Below are 19,371 nucleotides of genomic sequence, written 5' to 3'. Positions count from 1 at the left end.
TCATAATCGGGTACGGTGTACCCAGTTCGGGCGGCCGATCGACGGCCGATCTGCCCGGAATCCAGCGGAATCAGGGGGTGTGTCATGTCCGTATCCGTGTCCGCATCCGGATACGCGGTGCTCGCCGAGGGCGTCGTGAAGCGATACAAGGAGAAGGGGCAGAAGGGGAAGCAGGGCGGCGACGGCGGCAAGCGGGCGCTCGACGGGTTCGACCTCGCCGTCCGCCCCGGCACCGTCCACGGCCTGCTCGGCCCGAACGGGGCCGGCAAGACCACCGCCGTGCGGGTCCTCGCCACCCTCCTGCGGTACGAGGCGGGCCGGGCCGAGGTCGCCGGGCTCGACGTGGCCCGCGAACCCCGCCGCGTACGGAGCCGGATCGGGCTCACCGGCCAGTACGCGGCCGTCGACGAAGGTCTCACCGGGCGGCAGAACCTGGAGATGTTCGGGCGCCTCTTCCACCTCGGCAACCGCCGGGCCCGGCAGCGCGCCGGGGAGCTGCTGGACCGGTTCGACCTGACCGAGGCGGCCGACAGGGCCGCCACGGAGTACAGCGGCGGCATGCGGCGCCGGCTCGACCTCGCCTCCTCGATGATCCTCCAGCCCGACGTGCTCTTCCTGGACGAGCCGACGACCGGGCTCGACCCGCGCGGCCGGGGCGAGGTCTGGGAGGCGGTCCGGGCGCTGGTGGCGGGCGGTACGACGGTGCTGCTGACCACGCAGTACCTCGAAGAGGCGGACCGGCTCGCCTCGCACATCACCGTCATCGACCGGGGGCGGGCCATCGCCGACGACACCCCGGACGCGCTGAAGAACCGGGTCGGCGGCGACCGGATCGAGGTCGTCGCCGCCGACCCGGGGGACCTGGACGCGGTCGTGAAGACCGTCGACCGGGTGGCCGGGGGCGGGCTCGTCGTCACCGACACCCCCGCCCGCCGGGTCCACGCCCAGGTCGCCGACCGGGTGGCCGCGCTCACCGAGGTGGCCCGGAGCCTCCAGGACGACGGCATCGCGGTGGAGGACATCGGGCTGCGCCGGCCGAGCCTGGACGACGTGTTCCTGCGGCTGACGGGCCACGGCACCGAGAACCACGACGCCCCGGAGGTGGCGGCATGACCACACGCGAACGCGATCCCGCGACGACCGGCGCACGCCGCCCCGGAGACGGCCCCGGGCCCGACCGCGGCCACAGCCTCGCCTACTGGGCGGTCTCCGACTGCTGGAACATCACCCGCCGCACCCTCACCCACTACCAGCGCCAGCCCGTCGCGATCGTCTGGCAGCTCGGCTTCCCGATCCTCTCGCTCCTGTTGTACGGCTATGTCTTCGGCAGCGCCATGCTGGTGCCCGGGGGCGGGGGCTACCGGGAGTTCCTGATGCCCGGCATGTTCGCCATGACCATGGCCATGGGCTTCATGAGCACCGCCGTGGCCGTCGTCACCGACGCCTCGAAGGGGGTTGTCGACCGCTTCCGGTCCATGCCGATGGCCCCGTCCGCCTTCGCCTCCGGACGCGGGGCGGCCGACCTGGTGGTGGCCGCCGCCGAACTGACCATCCTGGCCGTCACGGCCCTGCTGATCGGCTGGCGCGCGGACGGCGGTGTGCTGGGCGCGCTCGGGGCGTTCGGGCTGCTCCTGCTGCTGCGGTTCAGCCTGATCTGGGTCGGCGTCTGGCTCGGCATGCTGGTCCCCACCCCGGAGGCGGCGGGCGGGCTGTACGCGGTCGCCTTCCCCCTCACCATGATCTCCAGCACCTTCGTCTCGCCGTCCCTGATGCCGGACTGGCTCGGCTTCGTCGCGGCCTGGAACCCGATCTCCTCGACCGCGACGGCGACGCGCGAACTGTTCGGCAACCCGGTGGCGGGCGACGGGACCTGGGTCGAGGAGCACGCGCTGCTGATGGCGGTGGTGTGGCCGCTGGTGATCACGTTGGTGTTCCTGCCGCTGGCGGTCCGCCGCTTCCAGGGCCTGAGCCGGTGAGGGGCTGAGCCGCTCGCGGTGCCCGGGCCGGTGAGGTGCGGAAAAGGGCGGCCGGGGCGGTGGTGCCGGTGAGGTCGGAAAAGGGCGGTCGGGGCGGGCGTGGGCCGCGTAGGGTCGGGCCTCGTGCCGACGATCGTGCCCCCCTTGCCCATCACCCCGCCGCCCTTCACCACCGCCCGCCTCGACGCGCTCCCCCTCGAACCGTCGTACGCCGAGGAGATGGCGGCCGTCCTCGCGGACCCGGCGCTGTACGTGTTCACCGGGGGCGAGCCGCCGGCCCCGGCCGCGCTGCGGGCCCGGTACGAGCGCCAGTGCGCCGGGTCGCCGGACCCGGGGGAGCGGTGGTGGAACTGGGTGCTCCGGGTCCGGGCGGCCGGGGGAACGGTCGGGCAAGCGGGCGGGGAAGCGCCGGGCGAAACGGCTCGGAGAGCGGCCGGAGAACTCGTCGGATACGTCCAGGCGACCGTGCGGGGAGCGTGCGCGGAGATCGCCTGGGTCGTCGGAACCCCCTGGCAGGGCCGGGGTTACGCGAGCGAGGCCGCGAAAGGGCTCGCCGCGCACCTGGCCTCGGCCGGGGGCGTCCGGGAACTCGTCGCCCACATCCACCCCGACCACGCCGCGTCCGCCGCGGTGGCGGTGGCGGCGGGTCTCGGTCCGACCGAGGAGTGGGAGGACGGCGAGCGGCGGTGGGCCGGGAACGTGACGCCGCCGCTGGTGCCGTGAGCCGGAGCTCTGTCAGTCGGGCTGCTTCTCCAGGTGGGCGAGGACGCGGTTCGAGATCCGGGCGAGGCTGTCCAGCTCCTCCTGGGTGAGCGCGTCGATGAACAGCCGCCGGACATGCTCGACGTGCACGGGTGCGGCCTCCTCGATCGCCTCGCGGCCGGCCGGGGTGGCGACGATGAACGCGCCGCGTCCGTCGTCGGGGCACTCCTCCTTGGAGACGAGACCGCGCTTGGCCATGCGTGCCACCTGGTGGGACATGCGGCTCTTCTCCCACTCCACCAGCTTGGTGAGGTCCATGAAGCGCATGCGCCCGCCGGCCTCGGTGAGTTTGGCCAGCACGATGTAGTCGGCGGGGGACATACGGGAGTCTGCCTGGACCCGGCGTGAGAGCCGTCCGATGAGCTTCTCCTGCATGCGGATGAAGCCGTCCCAGGCGGCCTGCTGCTCCGGGTTCAGCCAGCGAGGCGTCGCGTTCATGCGAGGAGCGTAGCGAGGCCGTCCCGGGCGTCTCCATCGGAGGCCCGGCGTTAGCGGCAAGTCTTCCGCGCAAGGCTGTGGTTGACGCATCAACCACCCATGCCTAGGGTGGGTGACACGTCAACCAACTGGTGGAGGGGAACCCCATGAGCGCCCAGAACAAGGCCGGACTCGACGCGCTGCTGACGCCCGAGGAGAGCGTCGTGGTGCTGATCGACCATCAGCCGTTCCAGTTCGCCAACCTGAACAGCCATGAGCCGACGATGGTCGTGAACAACGTCGTCGGGCTCGCCAAGGCCGCCAAGGCGTACGGCGTCCCGACCATTCTGACGACGGTGCTGGAGGAGCGCGGCGGCCTGCTGATCCAGGGCGTCCAGGACGTGTTCCCCGAGCAGAAGCCGATCGACCGGACGCTCATCAACACCTGGCAGGACGAGCGCGTCGTCGACGCCGTCAAGGCGACCGGCCGCAAGAAGCTGATCCTCGCCGGGCTCTGGACGGAGATATGCCTCGCGATGCCGGCCATCCAGGCGGTGGGCGAGGGGTTCGAGGTCTACGCCGTCACCGACGCGTCCGGGGGCGTGTCGGCCGAGGCCCACGACATGGCGGTGCGGCGCATGGTCCAGGCGGGCGTCGTGCCGATCACGTGGCTGGCCGTGATGGCCGAGTGGCAGCGCGACTGGGCCCGCGAGGAGACGATCACGGGGGCCATCGGGGTGCAGGCCCAGCACGGCGGCGCCTCGGGCGTGGCCTTCGCCTGGGAGACGCAGCTCCTGGCCGGCCGGGACCGGAGCGCCGCCTGACGCCGGAACAGGAGGCCTGACGAGCCCCTGGGCCCTGTCGTCGAACTGGCCCTAGGCTGATCCGCCATGACCACCCCTGACCTGTCGCCCGGCTTCCTGGACGCCACCCGGACCTCGTACGACGCCATGGCCCCCGCCTACGTCGATTTCGTCCGCGGCGAGCTGGCTGCCAAGCCCTTGGAGCGTGCGCTGCTGAGTACGTTCGCGGAACTGGTGGCGACGGGGGGCGGCGGCCTCCCCGTGGCCGATGTCGGCTGCGGAACGGGCCGGGTGACCGAGCACCTGCACGGACTCGGCCGGGGCCTGGACGTGTTCGGGATCGACCTCTCCCCGCAGATGGTCGCGGTGGCGCGGCAGGAGCACCCCGGGCTGCGGTTCGAGGAGGGCTCCATGCTCGCCCTCGACCTGCCGGACGCGTCGCTGGGCGGGCTGCTCGCCTGGTACTCGACGATCCACGTCCCGGACGGGGAACTGCCGCGCGCCTTCGCGGAGTTCCATCGCGTGCTGGCCCCGGGAGGCTACGTACAGCTGGGCTTCCAGGTCGGCGACGAGCCGCTGCGGCTGACGGAGGCGTGGGGGCTGGACGTCTCGCTCGTCTTCCACCGGCGACAGCCGGAGAGGATCGGCGAACTGCTGCGGGACGCGGGCCTGGAGGTCGTGTCCCGGGTGTGGCGGGAGCGCGAGACGGACGGGCCGTTCCCGGAGCGGGCGCCGCAGGGGTTCGTCCTCGCGCGCAGGCCGGTTGTCAGTGGCGGCTGTGAGGATGGGGACATCAGCGCGACGGACTGACCGGCACACGGATTGAGGGGGACCCCATGGGCGCCTGGGACATCGGCCACTTCGACAACGACACCGCGGCCGACTTCGGCGGCCGGGTCGACGACGCGGAGCCCGGGAAGAAGGCGGACGTGCTCCGGGACGCCCTGACCGCCGTGGCCGGCACCGGCCCCGAGGACTACGTGGACGGCGGGGAGGAGGCGGTGGCCGCCGCCGCGCTGGTCGCGGCCCAGTGCCCCGGCGGCGCCCCCGTCACCACGGCGTACGGCCCGAAGCACCCCCTGCCCCCGCTCCCCGCCGACCTGCGCCCGCTGGCGGTCCGCGCCTTGGACCGCCTCACCACGAAGAATGCGGAGCCGCTGGACCTGTGGGCGGACGCCGGGGCGGACCAGGAGTGGCTGGCGGGGATAGCGGCGCTGCGGGCGGTGCTGGCGGCGGCGTGACCCCGCCCGCGCCTCAGGGTTTCGGGCTGCCCGCGCGCACGATCCCGTCGACGTCCAGGAAGAGAGTCCGGCGGCGGAACGGCCCGGCACCCACGTGGGTGCCGGGCCGCCGTCCCCGTACAGCGGAGGACCGAAGGGCTACAGCTTCTCGATCACGTAGTCGATGCACGCCGTCAGCGCCTGCACGTCCGCCGGGTCGATCGCCGGGAACATCGCCACGCGCAGCTGGTTGCGGCCCAGCTTGCGGTACGGCTCGGTGTCCACGATGCCGTTGGCGCGCAGCACCTTGGCGACGGCCGCCGCGTCGATCTCGTCCGCGAAGTCGATCGTGCCGATGACCTGCGAGCGCTTCGCCGGGTCCGTGACGAACGGGGTGGCGTACTTCGACTCGTCGGCCCAGCCGTAGAGGTGGCCCGAGGACGCCGCCGTGCGGCCCGTCGTGAAGTCCAGGCCGCCCTGGGTGTTCATCCACTTCAGCTGCTCGTTCAGCAGGAAGAGGGTGGACAGCGCCGGGGTGTTGTACGTCTGGTTCTTCAGGGAGTTGTCGATCGCCGTCGGCAGCGAGAAGAACTCCGGGACGTGCCGGCCCGAGGCGTGGATCCGGGCCGCGCGCTCCAGCGCCGCCGGGGAGAACACGCCGATCCACAGGCCGCCGTCGGAGGCGAAGGACTTCTGCGGGGCGAAGTAGTAGACGTCGGACTCGGTGATGTCGACCGGCAGGCCGCCCGCGCCCGAGGTGGCGTCCACCAGGACGAGCGCGCCCTCGTCGGCGCCCGCGACGCGCTTGACCGGCGCCGCGACACCCGTCGAGGTCTCGTTGTGGGTGAAGGCGTAGACGTCCACGCCCGCCTCCGCCCGCGGGTCCGGGTGGGTGCCCGGGTCGGAGGCGATGACGGTGGGGTCGGACAGCCAGGGCGCGAGCTTCGCGGCCTTGGCGAACTTCGACGAGAACTCGCCGAAGTTCAGGTGCTGGGACTTCGAGTCGATCAGACCGTGCGTCGCCACGTCCCAGAAGGCGGTGGAGCCGCCGTTGCCGAGGATGACCTCGTAACCCTCGGGCAGGGAGAAGAGCGCGCGCACACCGTCCCGTACCTCGCCGACCAGGTTCTTGACCGGGGCCTGGCGGTGGGACGTACCGAGGAGGGAGGTGCCGGTGGCGGCCAGCGCGTCGAGCGCCTCCGTCCGCACCTTGGAAGGACCGGCGCCGAAGCGTCCGTCGGCGGGCTTGATGTCAGCGGGAATCTGGATGTCGGCCACGGGACGGAGCGTAGTCCCTCGGTGGCACGGCTCCGTAACCGTGTCCGTCCGATGAGACGTGCGCTCCGACCCGTGGACCCCGGGCGGCGGAGGGCGTTCCGGCCCGTGGGCGCCGGGCGGAGGCGTGCGCTCCGGCCCGTGGACGTGCGTCCGCGGTGAGCGGTCAGGCGTCGCCGCCGAACGGGCAGCCCAGCTTCACCGGCAGTTCGTGCAGGTCGTTCTGCGTCACGATCGGCTTGTTGCGCAGTTCGGACGCCGGGACCGCCAGGTCCAGTTCCGGGAAGCGCTCGTAGAGCGCCGGGAGCGCGATGCCCGCCTCCAGGCGGGACAGCGCCGCGCCGGGGCAGACGTGCGGGCCGTGGCCGAAGGCGATGTGGCGGTTCGGGGTGCGGGTGGCGTCGAAGTCGCCCGCCGTCGGGCCGTACTGCTCCTCGTCCCGGCCCAGCGCGCCGAACGAGATGATCAGGCCCTCGCCCTTGGGCAGGATCTTGTCGCCGACCTCGATGTCCTCCGTCGCGAAGCGGATCAGGACGTGCGAGGTCGGGGTGTTCCAGCGCAGCGTCTCCTCGATCACGCCGTCCCACCCGATCTCGCCGTTGAGGACCTTCTTGCGCTGCTCCGGGTGGGTCTGGAGCGCCTCGACCACGTTGACGATCAGGCTGATCGTGGTCTCGTGTCCGGCGGCGATGATCAGTTGCAGCGTGTTGACGATCTCCTCGTCGGTGAGGTGGTCACCGTTCTCGGAGGCCGCGATCAGCGCGCTGGTCAGGTCGTCGCCCGGGTTCGCCCGCTTGCCGTCGACGATCTTCGTGAAGAGGGTCCCGAGGTCCGCCATCATCTGCGGGACCTCCTCCGGCGGCGTCTGCGTCGAGAAGAACTTCTCGAACAGCTCCTTCAGCCGCGGGTGGTCCGCCGCGTCCACGCCCATCAGTTCGCTGATGACGTTCATGGGGAGGGGGTAGGCGAACTCGGCCTTGAGGTCGACCGGCTCCCCGGCGGGCAGCGCCGCCAGCTTCTCCAGGCTCGCGTTCGTGAGGGCTTCGATGCCCGCCCGCAGCCGCTCCACCCGTTTCACCGTGAGCGCCTGCGCCACCAGCGTACGGAGCCGGCGGTGGTCGGCCCCGTCGACCGTCAGCATCGAGCGGCCCGGGTTGGCCAGGCCGATCAGCGGCCAGTCCATCGGTATCTCGCCGCGCCGCCAGGCGTTCCAGACGTCGATGTCCTTGACCACCCGGCTGTCGGTGAGCAGCGCGCGGGCCTCCGCGTGGCGGGTGACCGCGTACACGTGTACACCGCCCGGCAGTTCCACCTCGGCCAGCGGACCGGCGGCCCGCAGCGCGGCGCTCTCGCCGTCGAGGTCTCTGACGAAGGGGTCGAGCGCGATACGGGTCATGCGGGGCCTCCGTGGCTTCCGGGTCTGCCGAGGGCGGGGGTGGGAGTGAAGAGCACCGGCAGGTCCGTCAGACCGCGCAGCCACGGCGACGGGCGGCGGGTGAGCTGCTCGGCGGGGACCGCGAGGTCCATGTCCGGCAGCCGGTCGAGCAGGACCTCGATACCGGTGCGGGCGATGACCTCGGCGGTCTCCTGGGCCGGGAACGGGCAGCGGTGCTCGCCGTGGCCGAAGGAGAGGAAGGCGTTGTTGCCGCCGGTCAGCGCCGAGCCGTCGGTGCGTACCTGCGGGTCGCCGTTGGCGGCGGCGAGACCCAGGAGCAGCAGGTCGCCGGCGCGGATGTGGCGGCCGCCGATGTGGGTGTCGCGGGCGGCCCAGCGGCCGGCCACGTTCTGCGTCGGGGTGTCCTCCCAGAGGACCTCGTTCATGGCCTCGGCGACGCTGTGCCGGCCGCCGGAGAGCGAGGCGGCGAACCGGTCGTCGGTGAGCATCAGGCGCAGCGAGTTGCCCATCCAGTCGGCGGTCGGCTGGTGACCGGCCGCCATCATCACCATGAGGTCCTGGGCGACCTCCTCGTCGGTGAAGCCGCCCGCGTCCCCGAGCATCCGGGTGGCCACGTCGTCGCCGGGCTCGGCGTGCTTGTCCGCGAGCAGCTGGAACATGGACGTCGCCAGGTGCTGCTGTCCGGCCAGCGCCCGCTCCCGGCCGTCGATCATGTCGTTGATCGCGCCGACCAGCGGGTGCGCTTCCTCGTCGGAGAAGCCGTAGATCCTGGCCAGGACGAGGGCGGGGAGCAGCTTGGCGTACTCCGCGATGATGTCGACCGAGCCCTTGGTGCAGAACCGGTCGATCAGCTCGTCGGCGAACTCCTCCGCGTACCGCTTCAGCGAGAACGGGTCGACGCCCTCCAGCGCGTTGCTGATCATCATCGCGCGGACGCTGTGGCGCTCGCCGACCGTGTAGAGGATCGAGGGCTGCCTGCGCCCGATCATCGGCAGCAGCGGCCAGTCGTCGGGGATGCGGTCCCACTGGTTCCACAGCTCGGAGTCCCGGCTGAAGAGGACCGGGTCGCCGGTGACCTGGTGCAGTTCGCGGTAGCCGAGGACGAGCCAGGCGGGGACGTCGCCGTCGAGGACGACCGGGGCGATCGCCCCGTGGTCGCGCCGCAGGTCCCGGTAGAGCTGGACGGGGTCGCTCTGGAAGCGGGGCCCGGACAGCGGGACGGAGGTGTGGTTGACGGGGCAGCCGGAGACAGTGGTCACGGGGCGGACTCCGGGGTCGGGCCGGCCGCCGCCAGGGCCGCTTCGGGCGCGGCCGCCGCCGGGGCGGCAGGTCCCGAGGCCTGGAGGCGGGCGGCGGAGAGCGCGGCGAGGTGCTCGACGAGCGTGATCAGCACGTACTTGCTGGAGGACCGGTCGCGGGCGTCGCACTCCACCAGCGGTACGTCCTCCGAGAGGTCCAGGGCCTCCCGGATCTGCTGCTCGCTGTGGAGCGGGCCGCCGAAGTCGTTGCACGCCACGATGAACGGCGTGCCGTGGTGCTCCAGGCGGTCGATGGCGTACCAGGAGTCGGCGAGGCGGCGGGTGTCGACGAGGACGACCGCGCCGAGCGTGCCGGCGAACAGCCGGTCCCACAGGAACCAGAAGCGCTCCTGTCCGGGCGCGCCGAAGAGGTACAGCACGGAGCGCTCGTCGAGTGTGATCCGGCCGAAGTCGAACGCCACCGTGGTGGACGTCTTGGCGTGGACGCCGGCGAGGTCGTCGACGGCCTCGCCCGCGCGGGTCATGGTCTCCTCCGTGTTGAGCGGACGGATCTCGCTCACGGATCGGACCATGGTGGTCTTGCCGACGCCGAAGCCGCCCACGACAACGATCTTGAGTCCGTTGTCGGCGGTGGAGCTCAGGGTGGCGCGGTCAGAGGTTGCGGAGTCCAACGAGCACCTGTTCCAGGATGTCGGGGTCGGGGAGCCGGTCCGCGACACGGGCTGTACGGGGGTGACGGGCGCTGATCCGGCCGGTGTCGAGCAGGTCGCAGAGCAGGATGCGGACGATGCTGACCGGCAGGTTCAGGCTCGCGGCGATCTCGACGACGGCGGTGGGGCCCAGGCACATCCGCAGGATCGCGACGTGCTCGGACTGCATCCCCGGGGACGGGTCGCACTCGGCGACGACGAGCGTCACCAGGTCGAAGGCGGCGGAGTCGGACCGGCTGCGTCCCCCGGTGAGGGTGTACAGCCGGTCCGGATCGTCGTCGCGGCCCGGTCGGGGGCGGGGCGCCGTCGTCATACGGCCGGGGCCTCGGCGGGTTCGCGCGGCGGCGCGACGAGGTGCTCGCCGAGCTGCTCGACGAGCTCGCTCATGTTGTGGCCGACGAGGCCCACGTCGGAGTCCTCGTCGGCGACGACGGCCAGGTGGGCCCCGGCCCCCGCCTCGACGATGAACAGCACGCCGCCGTAGAACTCGGCCATCGCGGACCGTACGCCGCCGGTGCCGTCGCCGAACTCGATGGACGCGCCGTGCGACAGGCTCTGGATCCCGGCGGAGATCGCGGCCAGCTGGTCGGCCTGGTCGACGGAGAGCTCGGGGGTGCGGCACAGCTTGAGGCCGTCGCGGGACAGGACGAGGGCGTGGCGGGTACCGGGGGTGCGGTCGAGCAGCCCCTCCAGCAGCCAGTTGAGCTTCTCGTCGGTGGTCGCGGTCATCGGGTGTTGCCTTCCGGGTGCGAGGAGTTGGCTCGTACCGCCTTGCTGAAGGTGCTGAAGCGCGCTGCCTGGACCTTCGGGTCGGTGGTACGGGCCCGGGGGGTGTCGGCTTCGCCGGGGGCGGCGTTGCCGGTACGGGCTTCGGCGGCGGCCAGCGTCCGGCCGCGGCGGCGCTTGGGCAGCCCGCTCTCGCCGAACTCGGGCACGCTGCCGGTGGACTCGGAGACCGAGTCCGCGGAGGAGACCGGTGAACCCGGGGAGTCCGCTTCCGCCGCCGGGGTCAGGGGCGTGGAGGCGTCGTCCTCGGTACGGGTTCGGGGGAGCCGGGCGGCGTCGGCGGCGGCGTCCGTTCCGGCGGCCGAGGCGTGCGCGGGCTCGGGCTCGGCGGGGAGCTCGACGGCGGGGGCGGTGTCCGCGGGGGCCGGTGCGGCTGCCGGGGGCGTCGGTGCGGACGCTGCCACAGATGCCGCCGGTGCAGCCGTCGCCGGTGCCGCCGGGGCCGGTGCGACCGCGCGGGAGATCAGCTCCTGAGGGAGCATCATCAGCGCGCCCGTGCCGCCCCGGGCGGACGGCCGGAAGGAGACGGTCAGGCCGTGCTTACGGGCCAGTCGGCCGACGACCGCGAGCCCGAGGCGGGTGCCGGAGAGGTTCGTGAGGTCCTGGTGGTCGGCGGAGACCGCCCGCTCCGCGCGGCGCAGCTGCACCTCGCTCATGACGAGCCCGCTGTCCTCGACGGTGATGACGATGCCCGCCGGGACCTCCTCGACGTACACATGCACCTCGGCGGTGGGCGGCGAGAAGTTGGCCGCGTTGTCGAGGAGTTCGGCGAGCGCGTGCATGACGCCCTCGGCCGCGTGACCGGCGATGGCGACATCGCTGGTGGAGTGGAGGCGGACCCGCTGGTAGCTGCCGATCCGGCCCATCGCACCGCGCAGGATCGACTCCATGACGATCGGCTTCGCCCAGCGCCGGCCGGAACGGGCCCCGGTCAGCACGGCGATGGAGTCGGCGAGGCGGCCCGCCTGGGCGGTGCGGTGGTCGAGGTGGAGCAGGTCCCCGAGCACGGACTCGTCGGTGTGCCGGTGCTCCATCTCGCGGAGGTCGGCCAGCATGCTGGTGGACAGGGCCTGCATCCTGCCCGCCGCGTTGGCGCAGGCGGCGACGGCCGCGGAGCGCTCGGTCTCGGCGCGCGTGGCACGGGCCGCCAGCCGGTCGACGCTGACCTGGAGGCGGGACTGTTCGGCGGCGGCGGCCGCGACGATCCGCTCGTTCTCGGCGCGGGCCTCGGCGACGAGCCGGGCGGTCTCGGCGGAGGCGGCGCCCTTGATCCGGGCGGTCTCGGCCGTGAAGCGCTGGGCCTCGACGGCCGAGGCGGAGACCAGGCGCGAGGTCTCGGAGGTGAACCGCTGGGCGTCGGCGGCCCGCAGGGTGCGCAGCGTCCGCGCGGTCCCCAGGGTGTGGACGGTGACGGCCACGCAGACGCTCAGCAGCACGGCGGCTGCGCCCGCGCCCCAGGCCAGCGGGGTCCGTACCGTGTCAGGGGCCGCGGCGACGGCCCACAGGGTCAGCGTGCCGGTTGCGGCTGCCGATATCAGCAGGGCGAGTGCGGTGGGCCGGTGTGAGGGGCGCAATCGGAGTCCTCGGTGGCGGACGGTGCGGGGCGGCGGGGCGAATTCAGGACACTTCGTCACGGGTGCGGGCGATCCTGCACAACTGGAACTGATAGTTCCTGCGCAAGTCTTGGTCACTATAGGAGACTTGACGGTCTGTTTGGGAAGATCTTGTGGGCTTTTTTGTGCGGCTTATGCACTTTCATCCGTGCGCATCCCAAGAGTTCATCTGGACCGGCGGCATGCTGATGGAATGGCCGAACAACATCGACCGCATAGCGGACCGCCCGTCCCGGCATCAGACGCTTCCGCGGCCTCCCCGGCTTTCGTCGCCGCGCTCCGCTCCGCCGTGCGCGGCGCGAGCGACTTCGGGCCCACCGCCCGAGCGTTGACGACGATGGACGCGTCCAACTACCGCCGCGTCCCCCTCGGCGTGCTCGCCCCGCGCGACGCCGACGACATCGCGGCCGCGCTGACGGTCTGCCAGGAGTACGGGGTGCCGGTCGTCCCGCGCGGCGGCGGCACGTCCATCGCCGGACAGGCCACCGGCACCGGCCTCGTCCTCGACCTCACCCGCCATCTGCGGGCGATCCTCGACTTGGACCCCGCCGCCCGCACCGCCGTCGTCCAGCCCGGCGTGATCCTGGACGACCTGCGGGCCGCCGCCGCACCCCACGGACTGACCTTCGGCCCCGACCCGTCCACCCACGCCCGCTGCACCCTCGGCGGGATGATCGGCAACAACTCCTGCGGCGCGCACTCGGTGGCCTGGGGCACGACGGCGGACAACGTGCGGGGGCTCTCGGTCGTCCGGTACGGGGGTCAGGCGCTGCGCCTGGAACAGGGGAGCGGCACGGGCCCGGCGGGCGTCGACGCACGCGGGGCGGGGGAGTCCCACGGCCCCCGAGGCGTGAGCGAACTCGTCGCCTCCCACCTCGCCCTCCTGCGCACCGGCTACCCCGACCTCCCGCGCCGCATCTCCGGGTACGCGCTCGACGCCCTGCTCCCCGAACACCCCGGCGGGCCCGACCCGGTCCGGGCGTTCTGCGGCAGCGAGGGCACCCTCGGCGTCGTCACCGAGGCCACGGTGCGCCTGGTCGAAGCGCCGCGCGCCCGCGCTCTGGCCGTCCTCGGGTACGCCGACGAGTCCGCCGCCGCCGAGGCCGCCCCGGGTCTCCTGCCGTACGGCCCGCTCACCGTCGAGGGCATGGCCGCCGACCTCGTACGCGAACCGGCCGGGCTGCTGCCGCGCGGGGCCGCCTGGCTCTTCGTCGAGACCGGCGGGGCCACCCCGGCCGAGGCCCGCGCCCACGCGGAGCGCGTCCTGCGGGCGGCCGACGCGGTGGACGGGACCGTCGTCACCGACCCCGCCGGGCAGCGGGCCCTGTGGCGGATCCGCGAGGACGCCGCCGGGACCGCGACCCGGATGCCCGACGGCAGTGAGGCCTGGCCGGGCTGGGAGGACTGCGCGGTCCCGCCCGCCCGGCTCGGCGCGTACCTCCGCGACTTCCGGGCCCTCCTCGCCGAACACGGCCTGCGCGGCACCCCGTACGGCCACTTCGGCGACGGCTGCATCCATGTCCGCATCGACTTCGACCTGATCAGCGCGGCCGGGGTGGCCCGCTTCCGCCGGTTCTCCGAGGAGACCGCCGACCTCGTCGTCGCGCACGGCGGCTCCCTCAGCGGCGAGCACGGCGACGGGCAGGCGCGCGCGGAGCTGCTGCCCCGGATGTACGGGGACGAACTCGTCGCCCTCTTTGGCCGGTTCAAGGACCTGTGGGACCCGGACGGCGGTCTGAACCCGGGGATGCTCGCCCGCCCGGACCGCCTCGACGAGAACCTCCGCTTCGCCGTCCTCCCGAAGCGCCCGGTGGACGTGGAGTTCGGCTACCCGCAGGACGGCGGGGACTTCGCGGGCGCGGTCCGGCGCTGCGTCGGCGTCGCCAAGTGCCGTACGACGGAGGCGAGCGGCGCGGGCGTCATGTGCCCGTCCTTCCGTGCGACCGGTGAGGAGGCCCACTCGACCCGGGGCCGGGCCCGGCTGCTCCACGAGATGCTGGCGGGCGAGGTCATCACGGACGGCTGGCGCAGCACGGAGGTCCGGGACGCGCTCGACCTCTGCCTCTCCTGCAAGGGCTGCCGCAGCGACTGCCCGGTGGGCGTCGACATGGCCACGTACAAGGCGGAGTTCCTGCACCACCACTACCGGGGCAGGCTCAGGCCGGCCGCCCACTACGCGATGGGCCGCCTCCCGCAGTGGCTGCGCCTGGCGCGCCCCTTCGCCCGCCCGCTCAACGCCCTCGCCCGGCTGCGCCCGCTCGCCGCGCTCGCGAAGCGGCTGGCGGGGATCGCGCCCGAGCGGACGATCCCGGTGCTGGCGACGGAGACGTACAGCCGGTGGCTGCGCCGGAAGCAGGGGGGCGGGACCCGGATCCTCTCGTCCAGCCGGGTGGTGCACCTCTGGGCGGACACCTTCACCGAGCATCTGTCCCCGCAGGTGGGCAGAGCGGCGGTGCGGGTCCTGGAGGAGGCGACCGGGCGTATGGTGCTGCCGCCGCCGCGCGGGGTGTGCTGCGGGCTGACGTACGTATCGACCGGGCAGCTCGACGCGGCCCGCCGGGTGATGCGCCGCACCCTGGACCGGCTGGACCTCTTCCCCGGTCACCCCCTCGTCGTCCTGGAGCCGAGCTGCGCCGCGACCCTCCGCACGGATCTGCCGGAACTCCTTCCCGACGACCCGCGCGCGGCCGAACTGGCTTCGTCCGTGCGGACGTTCGCGCAGTACCTGGAGGAGTACGCCCCCGACTGGACGCCGCCCCGCCTGGACCGCCCGGTCGCCGGCCAGACGCACTGCCACCAGCACGCGGTCCTCGGCGACGCGGCGGAACGGCGGTTGCGCGAACGACTGGGCCTGACCGGCGAACTCAGCGGCGGCTGCTGCGGGCTCGCCGGTAACTTCGGCTTCGAGAAGGGGCATGGGGAGGTGTCGGTCGCCTGCGCGGAGGAGCGGCTGCTCCCCGCCGTACGGGAGGCGGCCCCCGGGACGGAACTCCTCGCGGACGGCTTCTCCTGCCGTACGCAGCTGGACCAGCTGGCAGGCCGCCGGGCCCGGCACCTGGCGGAGGTGATGGCCGAGGGGCTGGGCGACGGTCGCCCCTGAGACACGGCTGCCGCGGCTGCGGGCCCTTGCGCGGCGTGAAGGTTCGAGGACGCGCGGGATATCTTTCGGTCCGAGTATCAGATCATCGGAGCGGCATGCGCGAGACAGGTCAACGGTCAGGGGATCCGTACGGGGCCGCGGTGGACGAAGTCGCTTCCCCGGCCGCCGAGGACGGGTCCCTTCCGCGCGGCTCGCCCCTCTTCGTGCCCCTGCTTTTTCTTGGCGCGGCGGTGCTTCCCGGTTCGCTGGTCGTGGTCGTCGGCCTGTGGGGCGACGAACCGGCCGTCCAGGCATGGCGAAACGTCTGCCTGTCCATCTCCGTTCAGGCGTTGCCGTTCCTGCTGCTGGGAACAGCCCTGTCCGGGGCGATCAACGCGTTCGTGCCGGCGAGGGTGTTCGACCGGGCGCTGCCCCGCAGGCCCGCGCTCGCCGTCCCGGTGGCCGGGGCGGCCGGGGTCGTACTGCCCGGCTGCGAATGCGCGTCGATCCCCGTCGCCAGCAGCCTGATCGGCCGCGGTGTCACGCCGGCCGCGGCCTTCGCCTTCCTGCTGTCGGCTCCGGCGGTCAACCCGGTCGTCCTCACCACGACGGCCATCGCCTTTCCCGGCGACCCGTCCATGGTCGTGGCCCGGCTGCTCGCCTCGCTCGCCACCGCCGTCGTGATGGGCTGGCTGTGGCTCGCACTGGGTCGGGAGAAGTGGCTGCGGCCGACCGTGCGCCACACCGGACACCGGCCGGGGCACAGCCGCTGGACGGAGTTCCGGCTCGGCTTCCAGCACGACTTCCTGCACGCGGGCGGTTTCGTCGTCGTCGGGGCCATGGCCGCGGCCACCTTCAACGTCGCCGTCCCCGAATCCGTACTCGACACGTTCTCCGGCTCGCCCTGGCTTTCGGTGCTGTTCCTGGCCGGGCTCGCCATCCTGCTGTCGGTGTGCTCGGAGGCCGACGCCTTCCTCGCGGCCTCGCTCACCGGCTTCTCCCCCGTCGCGCGCCTGGTGTTCATGGTGGTCGGGCCGATGGTCGACCTCAAGCTGATCGCGCTCCAGGCGGGCACGTTCGGCCGGGCCTTCGCGATCCGCTTCTCCGCCGCGACGACGGTCGTCGCCATCCTGTGCAGCACGCTCGTCGGAGGAATACTGCTGTGAAGCGCTTGACGCAGGCGATCCTGCTCGTCCTCAGCGGCACCGGCCTGCTGCACATCGCCCTCCTCACCGACCTCTACCTGCGCTACGTCAAGGAGTGGATGCGCCCGATGCTGATCGCGTCGGGGGTCCTGCTGCTCCTGCTCGGCGCGGCCGAGGTCTGGTCGCACCGCAGGCCGGGTGCAGCTCGGGCTCGGGACAGGGGTGAACAGGGAACGTACGAGGACCCCGACGGCCACCCTCACGACCACTCCGGAGTGCCCCGGGCGGCCTGGCTGCTCCTCCTGCCCGCGCTGAGCATGCTCCTCTACGCCCCGCCGGCCCTGGGCGCCTACACGGCCTCCCGGCAGACCTCCCAGCCCGTCGCCGTGCAGCAGGACCACTTCGAACCGCTCCCCGAGGTCTCGCCCCTCCCGCTGACCCTCGGCGACTTCGCCACGCGCGTCCGCCAGGACCCCGAGCAGGCCGTCAAGGGGCGCAGCATCCAGATGACCGGCTTCGTCACGCCCGTCGAACGGGGCGAGGGCTGGGACCTGACCCGGCTTCTGATCAATTGCTGCTCGGCGGACGCCCAGGCGGTCAAAGTACGGATCCATGGTGGCGAGACCCCGCCCGCCGACACCTGGGTGACCGTCGTCGGCACCTGGCGCCCGGACGGAATGCTGGGGACGAGTTCCGCCGCCGTCGCGCTCGACGCCCGTACCGTCCGCACGATCGACCGTCCTGCGGACTGGTACCGGGACGCCCTGGTGCTGCCCCTGGCCGACTGAAGGCGGAGTCAGCGCCCGCGGGGCCACGTCGCCCCGTCACCGGGCCCCGTGCGGCCACCTCGTGCCGGAGCCTGGTGCGCGGAGTGCCGCGCGACGATCTCCCGGGCCAGCGCGGCCAGCTCAGGCAGGGCCGGATGCCCCGGGCCGTCGCGGCGGGCGAGGAGGACCGGGACGGCCGGGGCGTCGACGAGCGGGACGTAGGCGACCCCCGCGTGCGGGTGCAGGTCCGCGGTCGACGCGGTGGACACCCCGCTGCCGCGGCCGGCGGCGATGGCGGTGAGCCAGTCGTCGGTGTTGCCGACGGTGAGGGTGGCGGCCGGGCGGGCGTGCGGCGGCCACAGGTCCACGGTGGTGGTGCCGGAGACGGTGTTCAGGACGACCGGGCCGTCCGCGAGATCGGCGAGTTCGAGCGAAGTGCGCGCCGCGAGCGGGCCGTCCGCGGTCACCGCCGCCACCCGTACCTCGGCGAACAGCACCTCGGTGACCAGCCCCGGCGCGTCCACCGGCCCGCGCAGCAGCGCCGCGTCGACCTCGCCCCGGGTCAGCCCTGCGGTCCGGTCGTCGATCCGGAGCAGCTCCAGCGGGGTGCCCGGGAAGCGTTCCTGCCAGGTCCGCAGCAGCGGTGTGGTGTACGGCCCGAACGCCGACCAGGCGTGCCCGAGCCGCAGCGGCCAGGTCCGCAGCCGCCCGGGGTCGAGCGCCTCGTCGAAGGCGGCGACCGCGGTGGCGGCCTTGTCGCGGAAGGCGACGCCGTCGGGGGTGAGGGCGAGGTGGTGGGTGGAACGGTCGACGAGCCGGACCCCGAGGTGCCGCTCCAGCGCGGCGAGGGTGCGGGACACGGCGGGCTGGGTCAGCCGGAGGCGGGCGGCGGCGCGCGTGATGTTGAGCTCGTCGGCGACCGCGAGGAAGGCCCGCAGATGCCGGAGTTCCACGGCGCGTCCTGTGGTCGGTTCCTCGCTCATGCGCCGGAAGCATAACGAGAGCGTGATCGGCATTTCACGGAACGCGCGGGCGTCCTTACGGTGAAGGGAAACCCATGGCGGACACAGTTTGCCATCCTGTACCGTCCAGTGCATTGCAGTGCACTCACCCGCTCGCCCCCGGAAGGCCCCCCGTGAACGACCAGCGCAGCGCCGCCGAACCGGCCGCCGCAGCCGTCGCCGTACCCGAAGCGGTGACGGCACTCGAAGGCGCCGGACGGTCCTGGGCCGACCGCCGGACGGCGCTGGCGCCGATCGCGCTGGTGGTCGCCGGCGGCCTGTCCGTCCAGTTCGGCTCGGCGGTCGCGGCGCTGCTGATGCCGAAGGCGGGCGCGCTGGGCGTCGTCACCCTGCGGCTGGCGGCCGCGGCGCTGATCCTGCTGGTGATCTGCCGCCCGAAGCTGCGCGGCCACTCGCGCGCCGACTGGGGCACGGTGCTGGCCTTCGGTGTCGCGATGGGCGGCATGAACACGCTCTTCTACCTGGCGCTGGACCGGATCCCGCTCGGTATCGCCGTCACCCTGGAGGTGCTCGGCCCGCTCGCCCTCTCGGTGTTCGCCTCCCGCCGCCTGATCAACGTCCTGTGGGCCGGGCTCGCCCTCGTCGGCGTCGTCCTGCTGGGCGGCGGCGGCTTCGACCGCCTCGACCCGCTCGGCGCGGCCTTCGCCCTGGCGGCCGGGGCGATGTGGGCGGCGTACATCGTCTTCAGCGCCCGCACTGGCCGCCGCTTCCCGCAGGCGGACGGGCTCGCGCTGGCGATGGTGGTCGCCGCGGTCCTCTCGCTGCCGCTCGGCATCATCGAGTCCGGGGCGAAGCTCACGGTCCCGTCCACGGTGGCGCTCGGCGCGGCGGTGGCGGTCCTCAGCTCGGTCCTCCCGTACACCCTGGAGCTGATGGCCCTGCGCCGGCTGCCCGCTCCCACGTTCGCCGTGATGATGAGCCTGGAGCCGGCCATCGCCGCCGGTGCGGGCTTCCTGATCCTGGACCAGGCCCTCTCCACGACGGACGCCCTCGCCATCGCCCTGGTCATCGGGGCGAGCATCGGCGCGGTGCGCAGCCGGTCGGGGCCGGCTCCGCGACGCGAGGCGTGAGGCGGGGTTCGCCCCGGGCCCTGGAGGGGCCTCAGCAGTCGGCGTCAGGCCATCCAGTTCGGTGACGACGA

At 73.2% G+C, this 19,371-nt stretch carries 19 protein-coding genes; 10 read left to right on the top strand and 9 right to left on the bottom strand.

What is annotated here, in order from left to right; genetic code table 11:
* Positions 1–84 precede the first annotated feature (84 nt).
* The 3 genes from IE134_RS03540 (at position 85) to IE134_RS03530 (ending at position 2,699) form a co-directional block, all read left to right on the top strand.
* Positions 85–1,113, top strand: coding sequence for an ATP-binding cassette domain-containing protein (locus IE134_RS03540; protein ID WP_189429546.1), 1,029 nt, complete (start codon positions 85–87; stop codon positions 1,111–1,113).
* Positions 1,110–1,976 carry an ABC transporter permease gene (locus tag IE134_RS03535; RefSeq protein ID WP_189429544.1) on the top strand — a complete coding sequence of 289 codons (867 nt, stop codon included), beginning with the start codon at positions 1,110–1,112 and terminating at the stop codon, positions 1,974–1,976. The genes IE134_RS03540 and IE134_RS03535 overlap by 4 nt, the downstream gene beginning before the upstream one ends.
* Positions 1,977–2,099: 123 nt before the next feature.
* Positions 2,100–2,699: a GNAT family N-acetyltransferase gene (locus IE134_RS03530; RefSeq protein ID WP_030709631.1), complete on the top strand. Its 600-nt coding sequence runs from the start codon at positions 2,100–2,102 to the stop codon at positions 2,697–2,699.
* 12 nt (positions 2,700–2,711) lie between these two features.
* Here the strand turns inward: IE134_RS03530 and IE134_RS03525 are convergent, their stop codons facing one another.
* Entirely contained in the window at positions 2,712–3,176 is a 465-nt protein-coding gene (locus tag IE134_RS03525; protein WP_030709629.1) for a MarR family winged helix-turn-helix transcriptional regulator, read from the bottom strand.
* 146 nt (positions 3,177–3,322) lie between these two features.
* On the opposite strand from IE134_RS03525, the gene IE134_RS03520 reads away from it, so the two are divergent.
* From IE134_RS03520 to IE134_RS03510, 3 genes are all read left to right on the top strand, one after another.
* Positions 3,323–3,979 carry a hydrolase gene (locus tag IE134_RS03520; protein ID WP_032782545.1) on the top strand — a complete coding sequence of 219 codons (657 nt, stop codon included), beginning with the start codon at positions 3,323–3,325 and terminating at the stop codon, positions 3,977–3,979.
* Positions 3,980–4,045: 66 nt separating this feature from the next.
* Positions 4,046–4,768: a class I SAM-dependent methyltransferase gene (locus tag IE134_RS03515; protein WP_030709627.1), complete on the top strand. Its 723-nt coding sequence runs from the start codon at positions 4,046–4,048 to the stop codon at positions 4,766–4,768.
* Positions 4,769–4,794: 26 nt separating this feature from the next.
* On the top strand, positions 4,795–5,199 hold the full coding sequence (locus IE134_RS03510) for a DUF4259 domain-containing protein (RefSeq protein ID WP_030709626.1): 405 nt from the start codon (positions 4,795–4,797) through the stop codon (positions 5,197–5,199).
* A 138-nt stretch (positions 5,200–5,337) separates the two neighbouring features.
* On the opposite strand, the gene serC is transcribed toward IE134_RS03510, so the two are convergent.
* The 7 genes from serC to IE134_RS03475 all read right to left on the bottom strand — a co-directional run bounded on the left by serC (position 5,338) and on the right by IE134_RS03475 (position 12,178).
* Positions 5,338–6,456: a phosphoserine transaminase gene (serC, locus tag IE134_RS03505; RefSeq protein ID WP_030709624.1), complete on the bottom strand. Its 1,119-nt coding sequence runs from the start codon at positions 6,454–6,456 to the stop codon at positions 5,338–5,340.
* A 163-nt stretch (positions 6,457–6,619) separates the two neighbouring features.
* Complete coding sequence (locus tag IE134_RS03500; RefSeq protein WP_098894852.1) at positions 6,620–7,849, bottom strand: cytochrome P450 family protein; 1,230 nt, start codon at positions 7,847–7,849, stop codon at positions 6,620–6,622.
* Entirely contained in the window at positions 7,846–9,108 is a 1,263-nt protein-coding gene (locus tag IE134_RS03495) for a cytochrome P450 (RefSeq protein ID WP_189429542.1), read from the bottom strand. The genes IE134_RS03500 and IE134_RS03495 overlap by 4 nt, the downstream gene beginning before the upstream one ends.
* Positions 9,105–9,779: a GTP-binding protein gene (locus tag IE134_RS03490; protein WP_030709618.1), complete on the bottom strand. Its 675-nt coding sequence runs from the start codon at positions 9,777–9,779 to the stop codon at positions 9,105–9,107. Before IE134_RS03490 ends, IE134_RS03495 begins: the two co-directional genes overlap by 4 nt.
* Positions 9,760–10,131, bottom strand: coding sequence for a DUF742 domain-containing protein (locus IE134_RS03485; protein WP_030709616.1), 372 nt, complete (start codon positions 10,129–10,131; stop codon positions 9,760–9,762). Before IE134_RS03485 ends, IE134_RS03490 begins: the two co-directional genes overlap by 20 nt.
* Positions 10,128–10,547: a roadblock/LC7 domain-containing protein gene (locus tag IE134_RS03480; RefSeq protein WP_030709614.1), complete on the bottom strand. Its 420-nt coding sequence runs from the start codon at positions 10,545–10,547 to the stop codon at positions 10,128–10,130. The genes IE134_RS03485 and IE134_RS03480 overlap by 4 nt, the downstream gene beginning before the upstream one ends.
* Entirely contained in the window at positions 10,544–12,178 is a 1,635-nt protein-coding gene (locus IE134_RS03475; protein ID WP_126930988.1) for a sensor histidine kinase, read from the bottom strand. The genes IE134_RS03480 and IE134_RS03475 overlap by 4 nt, the downstream gene beginning before the upstream one ends.
* Before the next feature lie 232 nt (positions 12,179–12,410).
* Here IE134_RS03475 and IE134_RS03470 point away from each other — a divergent pair, with 232 nt between their 5' ends.
* The 3 genes from IE134_RS03470 (at position 12,411) to IE134_RS03460 (ending at position 17,229) form a co-directional block, all read left to right on the top strand.
* Positions 12,411–15,317 carry an FAD-binding and (Fe-S)-binding domain-containing protein gene (locus IE134_RS03470; RefSeq protein ID WP_373296730.1) on the top strand — a complete coding sequence of 969 codons (2,907 nt, stop codon included), beginning with the start codon at positions 12,411–12,413 and terminating at the stop codon, positions 15,315–15,317.
* A 95-nt stretch (positions 15,318–15,412) separates the two neighbouring features.
* A complete protein-coding gene (locus IE134_RS03465) occupies positions 15,413–16,462 on the top strand; it encodes a permease (RefSeq protein ID WP_030709608.1) in 1,050 nt (349 codons plus the stop codon).
* Entirely contained in the window at positions 16,459–17,229 is a 771-nt protein-coding gene (locus IE134_RS03460; RefSeq protein ID WP_030709606.1) for a TIGR03943 family putative permease subunit, read from the top strand. Before IE134_RS03465 ends, IE134_RS03460 begins: the two co-directional genes overlap by 4 nt.
* 8 nt (positions 17,230–17,237) lie before the next feature.
* Here the strand turns inward: IE134_RS03460 and IE134_RS03455 are convergent, their stop codons facing one another.
* A complete protein-coding gene (locus tag IE134_RS03455; protein WP_229823279.1) occupies positions 17,238–18,191 on the bottom strand; it encodes a LysR family transcriptional regulator in 954 nt (317 codons plus the stop codon).
* Between the two features lie 152 nt (positions 18,192–18,343).
* Between IE134_RS03455 and IE134_RS03450 the strand changes: the two genes are divergently transcribed.
* A complete protein-coding gene (locus tag IE134_RS03450; protein ID WP_097881323.1) occupies positions 18,344–19,300 on the top strand; it encodes an EamA family transporter in 957 nt (318 codons plus the stop codon).
* Positions 19,301–19,371 lie beyond the last annotated feature (71 nt).

Source organism: Streptomyces rubiginosohelvolus (assembly GCF_014649875.1).
Classification (GTDB): domain Bacteria; phylum Actinomycetota; class Actinomycetes; order Streptomycetales; family Streptomycetaceae; genus Streptomyces; species Streptomyces rubiginosohelvolus.
The sequence above is the reverse complement of the archived record's forward strand: the minus strand, read 5'-3'. Positions and strand labels throughout refer to the sequence as shown.

Bases quoted from the DNA above. Each gene is read 5' to 3' on its own strand.
- IE134_RS03540 (WP_189429546.1), top strand. From the start codon at position 85: ATGTCCGTATCCGTGTCCGCATCCGGATACGCGGTGCTCGCCGAGGGC.
- IE134_RS03535 (WP_189429544.1), top strand. From the start codon at position 1,110: ATGACCACACGCGAACGCGATCCCGCGACGACCGGCGCACGCCGCCCC.
- IE134_RS03525 (WP_030709629.1), bottom strand. From the start codon at position 3,176: ATGAACGCGACGCCTCGCTGGCTGAACCCGGAGCAGCAGGCCGCCTGG.
- IE134_RS03520 (WP_032782545.1), top strand. From the start codon at position 3,323: ATGAGCGCCCAGAACAAGGCCGGACTCGACGCGCTGCTGACGCCCGAG.
- IE134_RS03515 (WP_030709627.1), top strand. From the start codon at position 4,046: ATGACCACCCCTGACCTGTCGCCCGGCTTCCTGGACGCCACCCGGACC.
- IE134_RS03510 (WP_030709626.1), top strand. From the start codon at position 4,795: ATGGGCGCCTGGGACATCGGCCACTTCGACAACGACACCGCGGCCGAC.
- IE134_RS03500 (WP_098894852.1), bottom strand. From the start codon at position 7,849: ATGACCCGTATCGCGCTCGACCCCTTCGTCAGAGACCTCGACGGCGAG.
- IE134_RS03485 (WP_030709616.1), bottom strand. From the start codon at position 10,131: ATGACGACGGCGCCCCGCCCCCGACCGGGCCGCGACGACGATCCGGAC.
- IE134_RS03480 (WP_030709614.1), bottom strand. From the start codon at position 10,547: ATGACCGCGACCACCGACGAGAAGCTCAACTGGCTGCTGGAGGGGCTG.
- IE134_RS03470 (WP_373296730.1), top strand. From the start codon at position 12,411: ATGGCCGAACAACATCGACCGCATAGCGGACCGCCCGTCCCGGCATCA.
- IE134_RS03465 (WP_030709608.1), top strand. From the start codon at position 15,413: ATGCGCGAGACAGGTCAACGGTCAGGGGATCCGTACGGGGCCGCGGTG.
- IE134_RS03455 (WP_229823279.1), bottom strand. From the start codon at position 18,191: ATGAGCGAGGAACCGACCACAGGACGCGCCGTGGAACTCCGGCATCTG.